The organism is Roseateles sp. GW835-FHT13E02 (assembly GCF_058794035.1).
The window spans coordinates 330,241-343,073 of sequence record NZ_JBXAGJ010000001.1 but is presented as its reverse complement, the minus strand read 5'-3'; the positions used below and the strand labels follow the sequence as shown (position 1 = coordinate 343,073).

At 66.1% G+C, this 12,833-nt stretch carries 10 protein-coding genes and 1 tRNA gene; 7 read left to right on the top strand and 4 right to left on the bottom strand.

Annotation, left to right across the window (positions count from 1 at the left end):
* Positions 1-18 precede the first annotated feature (18 nt).
* The 5 genes from hflC (at position 19) to AC1Q6P_RS01435 (ending at position 4,439) form a co-directional block, all read left to right on the top strand.
* The gene (gene hflC / locus AC1Q6P_RS01455) at positions 19-921 is read left to right on the top strand and encodes a protease modulator HflC (RefSeq protein WP_102767427.1); all 903 of its coding nucleotides are present in this window, start codon (positions 19-21) and stop codon (positions 919-921) included.
* A 39-nt stretch (positions 922-960) separates the two neighbouring features.
* Positions 961-1,152: a DUF2065 domain-containing protein gene (locus tag AC1Q6P_RS01450; RefSeq protein WP_102767426.1), complete on the top strand. Its 192-nt coding sequence runs from the start codon at positions 961-963 to the stop codon at positions 1,150-1,152.
* A gap of 123 nt (positions 1,153-1,275) precedes the next feature.
* Positions 1,276-2,439, top strand: a complete 1,164-nt coding sequence (locus AC1Q6P_RS01445) for an ATP phosphoribosyltransferase regulatory subunit (RefSeq protein WP_492664231.1) — start codon at positions 1,276-1,278, stop codon at positions 2,437-2,439.
* A 44-nt stretch (positions 2,440-2,483) separates the two neighbouring features.
* A complete protein-coding gene (locus AC1Q6P_RS01440) occupies positions 2,484-3,821 on the top strand; it encodes an adenylosuccinate synthase (RefSeq protein WP_492664232.1) in 1,338 nt (445 codons plus the stop codon).
* 96 nt (positions 3,822-3,917) lie between these two features.
* On the top strand, positions 3,918-4,439 hold the full coding sequence (locus tag AC1Q6P_RS01435; RefSeq protein WP_102767424.1) for a phosphoribosyltransferase: 522 nt from the start codon (positions 3,918-3,920) through the stop codon (positions 4,437-4,439).
* 356 nt (positions 4,440-4,795) lie between these two features.
* Here the strand turns inward: AC1Q6P_RS01435 and AC1Q6P_RS01430 are convergent.
* Positions 4,796-4,880, bottom strand: a tRNA-Leu gene (locus AC1Q6P_RS01430).
* A 154-nt stretch (positions 4,881-5,034) separates the two neighbouring features.
* Between AC1Q6P_RS01430 and rnr the strand changes: the two genes are divergently transcribed.
* Positions 5,035-7,389: a ribonuclease R gene (rnr, locus tag AC1Q6P_RS01425; RefSeq protein ID WP_492664292.1), complete on the top strand. Its 2,355-nt coding sequence runs from the start codon at positions 5,035-5,037 to the stop codon at positions 7,387-7,389.
* Between the two features lie 57 nt (positions 7,390-7,446).
* On the opposite strand, the gene AC1Q6P_RS01420 is transcribed toward rnr, so the two are convergent.
* From AC1Q6P_RS01420 to AC1Q6P_RS01410, 3 genes are read right to left on the bottom strand one after another with little or no spacing between them, the layout of a single operon-like run.
* On the bottom strand, positions 7,447-9,054 hold the full coding sequence (locus AC1Q6P_RS01420; protein WP_492664233.1) for an NAD(P)H-hydrate dehydratase: 1,608 nt from the start codon (positions 9,052-9,054) through the stop codon (positions 7,447-7,449).
* Positions 9,055-9,066: 12 nt separating this feature from the next.
* Positions 9,067-10,377, bottom strand: coding sequence for an FAD-dependent oxidoreductase (locus tag AC1Q6P_RS01415; RefSeq protein WP_492664234.1), 1,311 nt, complete (start codon positions 10,375-10,377; stop codon positions 9,067-9,069).
* A 1-nt stretch (position 10,378) separates the two neighbouring features.
* Entirely contained in the window at positions 10,379-11,761 is a 1,383-nt protein-coding gene (locus AC1Q6P_RS01410) for an amidase (protein ID WP_492664235.1), read from the bottom strand.
* A gap of 209 nt (positions 11,762-11,970) precedes the next feature.
* Between AC1Q6P_RS01410 and rpsB the strand changes: the two genes are divergently transcribed.
* A complete protein-coding gene (gene rpsB, locus AC1Q6P_RS01405; protein WP_102767420.1) occupies positions 11,971-12,717 on the top strand; it encodes a 30S ribosomal protein S2 in 747 nt (248 codons plus the stop codon).
* The last annotated feature ends 116 nt before the right edge of the window (positions 12,718-12,833 follow it).

Below are 12,833 nucleotides of genomic sequence, written 5' to 3'. Positions count from 1 at the left end.
TTTCAGGGAGTGATAGAGATGAACCGTATTGCCTCCATCGCGGTCGGCGCCCTGATCGCCTTCATGCTGGCCAGCTCCATGCTCTTTATCGTCGACCAGCGCCAGTTTGCGGTCGTCTACGCCCTCGGGGAAATCAAGGAAGTCATCACCGAGCCCGGTCTGAAGGTCAAGCTGCCGCCGCCGCTGCAGAACGCAGTCTTGCTGGATCGCCGTGTGCAGACCCTGGACAGCCCCGAGTCGCGCCCCATCTTCACGGCCGAGAAGAAGAGCCTGGTGATCGATTGGCTGGTGAAGTGGCGCGTGGCCGAGCCGCGCCAGTTCATCCGCAACAACGGCTCCGACATGCGTAACGTCGAGAACCGCCTGAGCCCCATCGTGCAAGCGGCGTTCAACGAAGAAGTGACCAAACGCACCGTGCTGGCCGTGCTCTCGACCGAGCGCGAGAAGGTCATGAACGATGTGCGCAAGCGCCTGGAAGACGAGGCCAAGCAGTTCGGTATCGAGGTGGTGGATGTACGTATCAAGCGCGTCGACTTCTCTGCCAACATCACCGACTCGGTTTACAACCGCATGAAGTCCGAGCGTCTGCGCGTGGCCAACGAGCTGCGTTCCACCGGTGGCGCGGATGCTGAAAAGATCAAGGCCGATGCCGACCGTCAGCGCGAAGTGATCGTGGCCGAGGCCTACCGCGATGCGCAGAAGATCAAGGGCGAGGGCGATGCCAAGGCTTCGGCCCTGTACGCCGAAGCCTTCGGTCGTGACCCGCAGTTTGCGCAGTTTTACCGCCAGCTGGAGGCTTACCGCAGCACCTTCCGTAACAAGTCGGATGTGATGGTGGTGGACCCGAGCAGCGACTTCTTCAAGGCCATGCGTGGCTCCGGCGCTGCCGGTGGTGCGGCGACCTCCGGTCCGCGCAAGTAAACGCGGCATCGCTGGCAATACGCGAGGAGGGCAGGGCGCATGAGTGGCAACAGCTGGTTGACGGCGCTGGCCTTGATGCTGGTGATCGAAGGTTTGTTGCCCCTGCTCAGCCCGGCCTCCTGGCGCCAGGTCTTCGCCCGCATGCTGGCCATGACCGACGGGCAGATCCGTTTTGTCGGCCTGCTCAGCATGCTGGCGGGGCTGCTCGCTTTGTTGTGGATTTCGCAGTGAAGCGTGTTTGATTTGCGCCGCTGAGCGCGGAAAAACGGGGAAAAGCGGGGAATTGGGGATGCCCGAGGGGCAATCCGGCCGCAGCGCCGGTACAATGCGTTTTTAACCCCCTCCCGAATCCCCATGGCCTCTGCTTGGCTGCTGCCCGAGCATATCGCTGACGTTCTGCCGTCCCAGGCGCGCCGCATCGAAGAGCTGCGCCGCGAGCTTCTGGACATGGCGCGCAGCTACGGTTGCGAGCTGGTGATGCCCCCGCTGCTGGAGCATCTGGACTCGCTGCTCTCCGGAACCGGCCACGCGCTGGACCTGCAAACCTTCAAACTGGTGGATCAGCTCTCGGGCCGAAGCCTCGGCCTGCGTGCGGACACCACGCCCCAGGTGGCTCGCATCGACGCGCACCTGCTGAACCGCGCCGGTGTGACCCGCCTGTGCTACTGCGGCCCGGTGCTGCACACCCGTCCGGCGGGCTTGCATGCGACCCGCGAGCCGCTGCAGTTCGGTATCGAGATCTACGGCCATGCCGGCCTTGAGGCCGATCTGGAAGTGCAGGAGCTGGCCCTCGATGCGGTGCAGCGTGCGGGCCTCAAGCACGCCGCCTTGGACATGGGCGATGCCCGTCTGGTGCGTGGTGTGCTGGGTGATCTGCAGCTGTCGGCCTTGCAGCTGGATGCCCTGGTGGCTGCCATGGCCAGCAAGGATGCCGGTTCGTTGCGCGCCTTGTCGGCCGATTTGCCGGCGTCGGTGCAGGCGCATTTGCAAAGCCTGCTGTCGCTGTTCGGGGGTGTTGAGGTGCTGGCGCGTGCGCGCGAGGTCTTGCCTGCGCATCCGCTGATCACGGCCGCGCTCGACGATCTGCAATGGCTGGCTCAGCACCTGCAGCACAGCCATCCGGACATCCGCATCGGCTTTGACCTGGCGGATCTGACGGGCTATGCCTATTACAGCGGCGTGCGCTTCGCGCTCTACGCCGAGGGTTTCAGCGATGCCGTGCTGCGCGGCGGTCGTTACGACGAGGTGGGGGCGGTGTTTGGCCGTCGCCGCCCGGCGGTGGGCTTCAGCCTGGACCTGAAGACGCTCGAGGCCCTGAGCCCGGCCAGCCCCTTGCGGGCGGCGGTGCGGGCGCCCTGGGGCGAGGATGCCGAGTTGCGGGCGGCGGTGCGTCGCCTGCGCGAGGCGGGTGAGACCGTGGTGTGTGTGCTGCCAGGGCATGAACACGAAGGCGACGAATTCGACTGCGACCGCGAGCTGGTCCAGATCGACACTCAGTGGGTGGTGCGCGCGCTCTGAGTCGCGTGTCGCCAGGAATTACTTTTGATCATCGGGTTATCAAGATGAATAGCGAAATCGCTCGTGGCCGCAATGTGGTTGTTGTGGGCACTCAATGGGGTGACGAAGGCAAGGGCAAGGTTGTCGACTGGATGACCGACAATGCCCAGGGCGTGGTGCGTTTCCAGGGCGGCCACAATGCCGGCCACACCTTGGTCATCAAGGGCGTGAAGACCGCGCTGCAGCTGATCCCCTCGGGCATCATGCGCGACGGCGTGGCCTGCTACATCGGCAACGGTGTGGTGGTCGATCCGACCCATTTGCTGGGTGAGATCGAGCGCCTGGAAAAAGCCGGTGTGGAGGTGCGTTCGCGCCTGTTCATCAGCGAATCCTGCCCGCTGATCCTGCCCTTCCATGTGGAAGTGGACAAGGCCCGCGAAGCCCTGCGTGAAAGCAGCGGCGCTGGCAAGATCGGCACCACCGGCAAGGGTATCGGCCCAGCCTACGAAGACAAGGTCGCCCGCCGCGCCCTGCGTGTGCAAGACCTGAAGCATCCTGATCGTTTTGCCAAGAAGCTGCGCGAGCTGCTGGAGCTGCACAACTTCGCGCTGGCTGGCTATCTGAATGCCAAGGCTCTGGAGTTCCAGCCCATCTTTGATCAGGCCATGAAGATGGCCGAGGTGATCAAGCCCATGATGGCCGATGTGGGCTACATGATCCACAAAGCGCATCTGGCGGGCGCCAACATCCTGTTCGAAGGCGCGCAAGGCACGCTGCTGGACATCGACCACGGCACCTACCCCTACGTCACCTCAAGCAACTGCGTGGCCGGCAATGCTGCTGCCGGTGCCGGCGTGGGCCCGCAGATGCTGCACTACATGCTGGGGATCACCAAGGCCTACACCACCCGCGTCGGCTCGGGCCCGTTCCCGACCGAGCTCGAGTGGGAAAAGGAAGGCACCGTCGGCTACCACCTGTCCACCGTGGGCCAGGAAAAAGGCACCGTGACCGGCCGCGCCCGCCGCTGTGGTTGGTTTGATGCCGCGGCGCTCAAGCGTTCGGTCATCATCAACGGCATCACGGGCCTGTGCATCACCAAGCTCGACGTGCTGGATGGTCTGAGCGAGATCAAGATGTGCGTGGGCTACAAGCTGGCCGACGGCCGCGTGCTCGACATCCTGCCGCTCGATGGCGATGAGATCGTCGGCAGCGAAGCGATTTACGAAACCTTCCCGGGCTGGACCGAGACCACCTTCGGTGCCACCTCCTGGGACGCGCTGCCGCTGAATGCGCGCAATTACCTGCAACGTATCAAGGAAGTCATCGGCGCGCCGATTGATATGGTGTCGACCGGTCCGGATCGCGAGCACACCATCCTGCTGCGTCATCCCTACACGGCCTGAGTCTCGCGCTCGCGCTGCTCTGGCCTCGCTCGCTGCAGGGCCAGTTTTTCTTAGTTTTTTGAGCCTCACCCGCCCACTCCACAGGAGAAACCATCCATGTTGACCGACGACGGCAAGCATCTGTACGTGTCCTGGGACGAATACCACATGCTGACCGAGCGCCTGGCGCTCAAGATCCACGCTTCCGGCTGGGAGTTCGATCAAATCCTGTGCCTGGCCCGTGGTGGCATGCGCCCCGGCGACGTGCTGTCCCGCGTGTTCGACAAGCCGCTGGGCATCATGTCCACCAGCTCCTACCGCGCCGAAGCCGGCACCATCCAAGGCCGCCTGGACATCGCCAAGTACATCACCATGCCCAAGGGCGAGTTGGCCGGCCGCGTGCTGCTGGTCGATGACCTGGCGGATTCCGGCGTGACGCTGAAGGCGGTGGTCGAGCGCTTGCGCGGCATGCCGGCGATCAGCGAGCTGCGCTCCGCGGTGATCTGGACCAAGGGTGTGTCCAGCTACACGCCCGACTACTACGTCGAAATGCTGGAAACCAGCCCCTGGATCCACCAGCCCTTCGAAGAGTATGACGATATGCGCCCCGATGCGCTGGCCAAGAAATTTGTTGTCTGAGCCCTCGCTGCAGGCCATGCAAAAAGCCGGCGACGCTGACCTGATGCAGGTCGGCGTCGGCCGGCTTTTCTCTTTTTTCTCTACCTTCTTTTTCGCGGCATCCGCACTGTCGGATGCGCGCGTCGCACCTGATCTCGAATTTGAATTGGGTGCGCGCAAGAAAAAAGCCGGTATCTTTCGATACCGGCTTTTCATGGATTTGGTGCCCAGGAGAGGACTCGGTCACATGGCCGCGACCCCGCTTCGCTCCTTTGGAGCGAAGCCTTCTCGTCCTCACGCAAAGTCCGCCGGACTTTGCTTTCTGGGCGCGAGAATGACAAAGGCCGATATCTTGCGATATCGGCCTTTGATGGATTTGGTGCCCAGGAGAGGACTCGAACCTCCACGGAGTTACCCGCTAGTACCTGAAACTAGTGCGTCTACCAATTCCGCCACCTGGGCAAGGTTCAAAGCTGAGCTCGATTCCAAGTATCTTTCGATCTGTATCGAGTAAGCCCTGTCGTTTCAGGAAAGCAAGGATTCTATCATCAAAAACTTTAAGAACTCAAGTAGCGCGAATGCGAAAGCAGCCGCGCCTGCCGAAACCCCCGGATTGCTGAGCGAGGTCGAGGGCACGCTGCAAGGCCATCGCGATGGCCACGGTTTCTTGCTGCCCGATGTCGGCACGCAAGACATCTACCTTTCGCAGCAGGAAATGCATGCCGTCATGCACGGCGATCGCCTGCGCGTGCGAATCACGCGTTATGACAAGCGCGGCCGGCCCGAGGGTCGGGTGCTGGAGATCCTTGAGCGCAAGAAGAAGCCCATCATCGGCCGTTTGCTGCTTGAGTCGGGCATCTGGCTGGTGGCGCCCGAGGACAAGCGCATGGGGCAGGACATCCTGATTCCCAAGGCCGGTATTGCCAATGCCGTGGCGGGTCAGGTGGTGGCGGTCGAGTTGATCGAGCCGCCTTCGCTCTATGCCCAGCCGGTGGGTCGTGTTGTTGAAGTGTTGGGTGAGATTGACGATCCCGGCATGGAGATCGAGATCGCCGTGCGCAAGTACGACGTGCCGCATCGCTTCAGCGCCGCCACGCTGGCGCAGGCGGCCAAGCTGCCCGAGAAGCTGCGCGCCGTCGATCTGAAAGGCCGCATCGATCTGCGCGATGTGGCCCTGGTCACCATCGACGGCGAAGACGCGCGCGATTTCGACGATGCCGTCTACTGCGAGCCGCACAAGCAGGGGCGCGGCAAGACGGCCTTCAGCGGCTGGCGTCTGTTGGTGGCCATTGCCGACGTCAGCCATTACGTGAAACCCGGCGACCCGCTCGATGGCGACGCTTACGAGCGTGCCACCTCGGTCTACTTCCCGCGCCGCGTGATCCCCATGCTGCCGGAGAAGCTGTCCAACGGCCTGTGCTCCTTGAACCCCTACGAAGACCGCCTGTCCATGGTTTGCGACATGCTGGTCAACGAAAGTGGCGAAGTCTCGGCCTACCAGTTCTACCCGGCCGTGATCCGCTCCCATGCGCGCTTCACTTACAACGAGGTGGCGGCGATTCTTGGCAACACCCATGGCCCCGAGGCTGCCAAGCGCCGCGATCTGGTGCCGCATCTGCTCAATCTGCATGAGGTCTACCGCGCCTTGCTGGGCGAGCGCCACCGCCGCGGCGCCATCGATTTCGACACGGTGGAAACGCAGATCGTCTGCGACGACAACGGCCGCATCGAGAAAATCATCCCGCGCACCCGCAATGAAGCGCACAAGTTGATCGAGGAAGCCATGCTGGCCGCCAATGTCTGCGCGGCTGATTTCATCGAGCATTCCAAGCACGGCTCGCTGTTCCGCGTGCATGAGGGCCCCACGCCCGAGAAGCGCGTCGCGCTGCAGGCCTATCTGCGCGCCCTGGGCCTGGGTCTTTCGATCGGCGACAACCCCAAGCCCAGCGAGTACCAGGCCATTGCCGCGGCCACCAAGGACCGGGTCGATGCGACCCAGATCCACGCCATGCTGCTGCGCTCCATGCAGCAGGCGCAGTACACGGCCGCGAACGCTGGACACTTCGGTCTCAGCTACCAGGCCTACACCCACTTCACCAGCCCCATCCGGCGTTACCCCGACCTGCTGGTGCATCGCGTCATCAAGGCCATCCTGTCGGACAAGAAGTACCAGCTCGACGCCGGCAAGATGGATGTGCCCATGCCCGCCAAGCGCCCGGGTCGCGCGGCGCCCATCGATCCGGCCAAGGCCGCGACCGAGCTGGAACGCTGGGAGGTGGTGGGCGCGCATTGCAGCGCCAACGAGCGCCGCGCCGACGAGGCCTCGCGCGATGTCGAGGCCTGGCTCAAGTGCCGCTATATGCGCGAGCACCTGGGCGAGGAGTTTGCCGGCACCGTCAGCGCGGTCACCAGCTTTGGCCTGTTCGTGCAGCTCGACGCCTTGTTCGTCGAGGGCCTGATCCACATCACCGAACTCGGTGGCGAGTACTTCAAGTTCGACGAGGTGCGTCAGGAGCTGCGTGGCGAACGCACCGGCATTCGTTACGCGACCGGTGCCAAGGTGCAGGTGCAGGTTGGCCGCGTCGATCTCGATGCACGCAAGATTGATTTCCGGCTGGTGCAGGAGAGCGGCGAGGCCAAGCTGCTGGCCCGTGCGGCTCGCGACAAGGCTGGGCAGGGTGCGCGCGCCGCGGCCCTGGCCTTGCCGGTCACTGCCGAAGAAGAACTGGAGCAATTGCTGAGCCGCGACCGGGAAGTCAAGGCCGTGGCCAAGGCGGCACGTCGCGGCACGGCGGGCCGCAGCCGCAGCGGCGGTGCCAGCAGCCCCGCGGCGCAAGCGCCGCACCCCGTGGAGTTGGCGCGTCAGGTGGCACGCAAGAACCAGGCGTCCAAGGCCAGCAAGTCAGGCAAATCGGCCAAGGCCGGCAAGTCTGCGGCCGCGTCCGCCAAGACGGGTGGCAAGCGACGCTAAGGCTACGGCCTGAGTTGCGGCCTGAGTGCGGGTTCTGACCCGGGCTCAGACCCGGGCTCAGGCCTGCGCTTGCGCATGGAGCGCATGCATGCGCTCCACCAGATCGGCGGCTCGCAAGGGGCCGCCGATTTGCGTTTCAGCCGCCAGGCCATGCCAGTGGCAGGCGGCGTCGGCCACGCTTGCGGGCTGCAGCGTGGGCGTTTGCGCCCACAGCCCGCCCAGCCATCCGGCCAGCACATCGCCGCTGCCCGGTGTGGCGAGGGCCGCATTGCCGCTGGAGTTGATGGCGATTTGCGGTGTGAGGGGCGTGAGGTGTGAGAGGGGTGTGTGGTCCTGGCTCGGTGATGCGATCACGCTGCCGGAGCCTTTCAGCAGCACTGTGCAGTGCAGCTGATCTGCCAGCTTGCGCGCGCTCTGGAGCCTGTCTGCCTGGACCTCGTTCACCGTGCAGCCCAGCAGGCGCGCGGCCTCCAGTGGGTGGGGTGTCAGCACCGTCGCCAGGCCCAGACCCATGCGAGCCGAGAGCAGGGCGCGCAGTCGGGGCTCGCGGGCCACGGCATTGAGTCCATCGGCATCGAGCACCAGGCGCTCGGCATGGCCCAGCACCTCGGCGATAACGCTGCCGACGACCTCGCCGCCCCCGCAACCGCAGACCACGGTGCGCCCATGCCAGGTGCCTCCCTTGCCATCGGATAACGGGGAATTCCAGCGCATCAGCTCGGGGCGCTGCGGGTCCACTTCGGCGTCGACCGTTGAGTCCAGCAGCCAGGCGTAGACCCGGCCGGCGCCCGCGGCCAAGGCGGCGCGGGCGGCCAGGCGTGCGGCGCCGCGCATGCCCGGTGCACCGCCGATCACGAGCACATCCCCTTGGCTGCCCTTGTGCTGCAGGTGTCGATCGCCACCCTGGCCGCGCAGCCAGGGCTGAAGGCTGTCGCGCGCGATCAGCTGGGCCAGCGCGGCGCTGCCGCCGAGGTCCACGCCCAGATCGTCAAACCAGATCCGGCCGCACAAAGCGCGGCCCTGGCCGGTGAACAGGCCGGGCTTCAAGGTCAGCAGGCTCAGGCAATGCTGGGCCTGCACGACGGAGGCAGGGCTGGTGCTGCCGTCGCCCGGGGCGGGCATGCCGGTGTCGGCCATCAGTCCGCTGGGCAGGTCCACGGCCAGCAGGGCACAGCCGGACCCGCGAGCGGGCAGGGCGTTCAAGCCGCGAATCGCCTCCGCCAGCGCGCCGCCGGGTGCGCGCTGCAGGCCCAGCCCCAGCAAGGCGTCGACGGCCAGGCTGCACTTCTCAGGCGCTTGCCAGCCGGCCTGGATCGATACGCCGGCGGCTTGGGCGGCGTTCAGGGCTGCTTGCGCATCGGCAGGCCGCTGGCTGCCGGCGCGGCTGGGGTCCATCAGCCGCACCTGAACAGGCAGGCCGTGCTGATGCAGCAGACGTGCGGCCACCAGGCCGTCGCCGCCGTTGTTGCCGGGCCCGCAGGCGAACAGCACCGGCCCGTCGTCGCGCCGCGGCAAGGCCAGGATCAGGCGCGCCAGCGCCAGGCCGGCCCGCTCCATCAAGGGTGGCGAGGGCGAATGGGCCAGGGCAGCGGCCTCGATGGCGCGGCTTTGTGCCGCGCTGTGCAGGGGCAGCGTGTGGGTGGGGTGTTGGAGGTCGAGCAGCACGGCCTCAGCTTGTCAGGCGGAGCGCGTGATGTCCAGTCCGCGGATATCGGGCAGCTCACTGCCTTGCACTTCATTGGCCGTTTTGCCGCTGATTTGATGCGCCAGCACGGCGGCCGCGCCGCAGGCCAGGGTCCAGCCTGAATGCGCGAGCGATTGCTGGCCCAGATTGAGCCAGATGCCGGGCTGGCCGCTGGCGCCCAGCACCGGTAGGCCGTCATCAAGAACCAGATGGCTGCCTTGCCACTTCTGCACCTGGCCGGCCTGCATGGCGCCAGGGAACCAGTCGTTCAGGGTCTCGTGCAGGGGTGCCAGGGTGCTGGCCTTCAATTCAAGCGCATGTGGCCGCGGCAGGCTGGAGACACGCACGCGCTGGCCGATGCGGGCGATGCCGATCTGGCGTTGCCAGTCCAGCAGGCCGGCCGCCGGGCCCAGATGCGGGTGGGCCTCCAGCACGCGCAGCGGCGCAGTGATCGACAGGGTGTGCAGCTCGCGCCAGCGAGGCTTCAATCCCAGGGCCTTGAGCAGGGGCGCGGCACCGGTGCCGGCGCAGACCAGCACCGCGTCGAAGCGCTCTTCCTGCGGGCCCAGCGGCGCGGGCTGGGTGTCGCCGGCCTCCTGGGGCTCGCTGCGGCGCGGGCTGCTGCCCAGTTGCTCGTCGGTCGGGGTGTACTCATGCACCAGGCGGGCGGGCGCGCCTGCCTCCAGGCTGCGCACCGTGGTGTGGAAGCGAAAGCGCGCGCCCAGGCGCTGCGCTTCGCTGCGCAGCAGGTGGCAGAACTGGCGCGTGTTGCCCACCTCGCCCGTGCCCAGCTGCACGCCTCCATGCAGGGCGATCTCGGGGTTGAGGCCGGGCTCCAGGGCCAGGCATTGCGCGGCATCGAGCAGGCGGTGCGGCAGCTCCAGGCGCTGCAGGCGTTCCAGCCCGGCCTGGATGGCCTTCTGATCCTTGTCCTGGCGCAGCAGCACGAGCTGGCCCTCGGCGCGCTCGTGATCCAGCTGCAGATGGCGGCGCAGTGCTTGCAGGCGCTCAAAGCTGAAGCGGGCGAGTTGCAGCAGGCGGTCTTGCGCCTCTTGCGTGGCGGGCTTGCGCTGCTGGCGCCAGCGCTGCCATTGCCAGCCCAGGGGGCCAGCGCCGGGGCGCGGGAAGGCGGGGGCCAGCCAGGGCAGCATCAGAGCCGGCGCGATATGGCCGCCGGTGGCAAAGCTGCCTTCTGCGGCCACGCTGCCGCGGCGCTCGAAGACGGTGACCTGGTGGCCGGCCGCGGCCAGCTCGTAGGCGCTGCAGACGCCGGCCACGCCGGCGCCGATGATGGCGATGCGCATCTCAGTGCTCCTCGCCGGAGGTGTGCGCGCGCAGGGCCTGCTCGATGTGCAGGCTCAGGCTCAGGACCTGGTCGTCCTGCAGGGCCGGTGCCCACACCATCAGGCCGACCGGCAACTGGCCCGCCGCATGGCAGGGCAGGGACAGGGCACAGCCATCGAGCAGATTGACCACCGAGGGGTTGCGCAGCAGCAGGGCATTGGTGGCGAAGAAGGCCTCGTCGCTCAGCAGCAAAGGTTGCAGCAGGGGGGCGACCACCGGCACGGTGGGGCTGAGCACGGCGTCGAAGCCTTGCAGCTGCGATTCCATCGCCGCGATCCAGCGGCGGCGGGCGTGGATCAGGTCGATGTAGTCGGCGGCGCTGATGGCTTCGCCGCGGCGGATGCGCGTGGCGACACGGGGGTCGTAGGCGCTGTCGCCGTGGGCGTTCATCAGGGGGCGGTGCCAGGCCCAGCTCTCCGCCGCGGCAAAGCCGCCTTGGGCTTGCAACTGGGGCAGGTCCTGCAAGGCGGGCAGCTGGATCTCTTCGATCTGTGCGCCTTGTTGGCGCAGCAGGCGCAGGCTCGCTTCGAAAGCGGTGCTGACCGCGTCGTCCATCCCGTCGAGGAAATGGTTCTTCACCACGGCAAAGCGGCAGGCCTTCAGCGGCCGTGCTTGCAGGTGCACGGTGCGAGCGGCCAGCACCTCGTGCAGCAGCACGGCGTCGCGTACCGAGCGGGTGATGGCGCAGGCGGTGTCCAGGGTGGTGGACAGGGGGATGCAGCCTTCGGTCGGCGTCAGCCGGGCGGTGTTCTTGAAGCCGACCAGGCCTTGCAGGGCGGCCGGGATGCGGATCGAGCCACCGGTGTCCGAGCCCAGGGCGGCCCAGGCGGCGCCTGTGGCCACCGAGACCGCGCCGCCGGAGGTGGAGCCTCCGGGGATGCGCTCGTGGCGATCGAGGGCTTGGGTGACGGGGTTGGCGGGCGTTCCGTGATGCGGGTTGATACCCACGCCCGAGAACGCGAACTCGCTCATGGTGTTGCGCCCCAGCAGGGCGGCGCCGGCCTGGCGCAGTCGGGCCACCGCGGGGCTGTCGCTGCTTGCGGGCGGATGGCCCTGCAGCAGGCGCGAACCGGCGCTGCTGGTGGCGCCGGCCACATCGAACAAGTCCTTGATGCTGATGGCCAGGCCGCCCAGGCGCGGGCGGGGGGCGCCGGCGCGGGCCGCGGCATCGCTGGCCTCGGCGGCGGCTTGCGCGGCGGGCGCCATGCGATCGAGGGAGTCGCCGATGTAGGCGTGACGGCAGGCGTCGGAATGGGCGGCGTGCTGGCTGGACTGCAGGGCATCCAGAGCGTGAAGGCGGCCTTCATGCAGGGCAGCCAAGGCACTGCTCAGGTCGTTGGGCATAGGTCGTGTATACTCTTTGGGTTTTGCCGGACGCCCTAGGCAATTTTTGCCCGGGGTTTGTGCTGGTGAATCAATCGCAAACCGGCCACTGAGAGGTGTTGCTGCTGCAAGTTGTTGCAAGAGGCCAGGCCCCGTTTGGATATGGGGCAGAGGTCACGAAGCAGAGCAATTCGGGCCGGATTTTAGACACAACCTTCGGAGTTAAAAACATGTCCGTTACGATGCGCGAAATGCTGGAAGCCGGCGTCCACTTTGGTCACCAAACCCGCTTCTGGCACCCCAAGATGGCCCCGTATATCTACGGCCACCGCAACAAGATTCACATCATCAACCTCGAAAAGACGCTGCCTGCGTTCGAAGAGGCTCTGAAGTTCATCCGCCAGTTGTCGGCCAAGCGCGGCACCATCATGATGATCGGCACCAAGCGCCAAGCCCGTGAAGTGGTGGCCCTGGAAGCCCAGCGCGCCGGCGTGCCTTACGTTGACCAACGCTGGTTGGGCGGCATGATGACCAACTTTAAGACGGTCAAGGCCTCGCTGAAGAATCTGAAGGACATGCAAGCCCAGGTCGAAGCCGGCACCCAGCCCGCCATCAAGAAGGAAGCCCTGCTGTTCCAACGCGATCTGGCCAAGCTGGAAAAGAACATCGGCGGCATCCAGGACATGAACGGTCTGCCCGACGCCATCTTCGTGATCGACGTGGGCTTCCACAAGATCGCCGTGGCCGAAGCCAAGAAGCTGGGCATCCCCGTGATCGGCGTGGTTGACACCAACCACTCGCCCGAAGGCATCGACTACGTCATCCCCGGCAACGACGACTCCGCCAAGGCTGTGGCACTGTACGCTCGCGCCGTCGCTGACGCCGTGATCGAAGGCCGTGCCAACGCCGGCAACGAAGTCGTGCAAGCCGCTGCCCCGGCCGGCGACGAGTTCGTGGAAGTCGCCGAAGGCGCTTGAGTTTCAAGCGGCCAGGCTGACGCCGAATCAAGGGGCTGTGTTCAGCCCCTTTTTTTCAAAGCAAATTGGTTGAAGTGTCTGCCCGCGTGAAACCGGGCAGGTTCATTGAGTAACGG

What these genes read in the sequence shown, in the direction of transcription:
- hflC (WP_102767427.1), top strand. Translation starts at nt 19, where the DNA reads ATGAACCGTATTGCCTCCATCGCGGTCGGCGCCCTGATCGCCTTCATG.
- AC1Q6P_RS01450 (WP_102767426.1), top strand. Translation starts at nt 961, where the DNA reads ATGAGTGGCAACAGCTGGTTGACGGCGCTGGCCTTGATGCTGGTGATC.
- AC1Q6P_RS01445 (WP_492664231.1), top strand. Translation starts at nt 1,276, where the DNA reads ATGGCCTCTGCTTGGCTGCTGCCCGAGCATATCGCTGACGTTCTGCCG.
- AC1Q6P_RS01440 (WP_492664232.1), top strand. Translation starts at nt 2,484, where the DNA reads ATGAATAGCGAAATCGCTCGTGGCCGCAATGTGGTTGTTGTGGGCACT.
- AC1Q6P_RS01435 (WP_102767424.1), top strand. Translation starts at nt 3,918, where the DNA reads ATGTTGACCGACGACGGCAAGCATCTGTACGTGTCCTGGGACGAATAC.
- AC1Q6P_RS01415 (WP_492664234.1), bottom strand. Translation starts at nt 10,377, where the DNA reads ATGCGCATCGCCATCATCGGCGCCGGCGTGGCCGGCGTCTGCAGCGCC.
- AC1Q6P_RS01410 (WP_492664235.1), bottom strand. Translation starts at nt 11,761, where the DNA reads ATGCCCAACGACCTGAGCAGTGCCTTGGCTGCCCTGCATGAAGGCCGC.
- rpsB (WP_102767420.1), top strand. Translation starts at nt 11,971, where the DNA reads ATGTCCGTTACGATGCGCGAAATGCTGGAAGCCGGCGTCCACTTTGGT.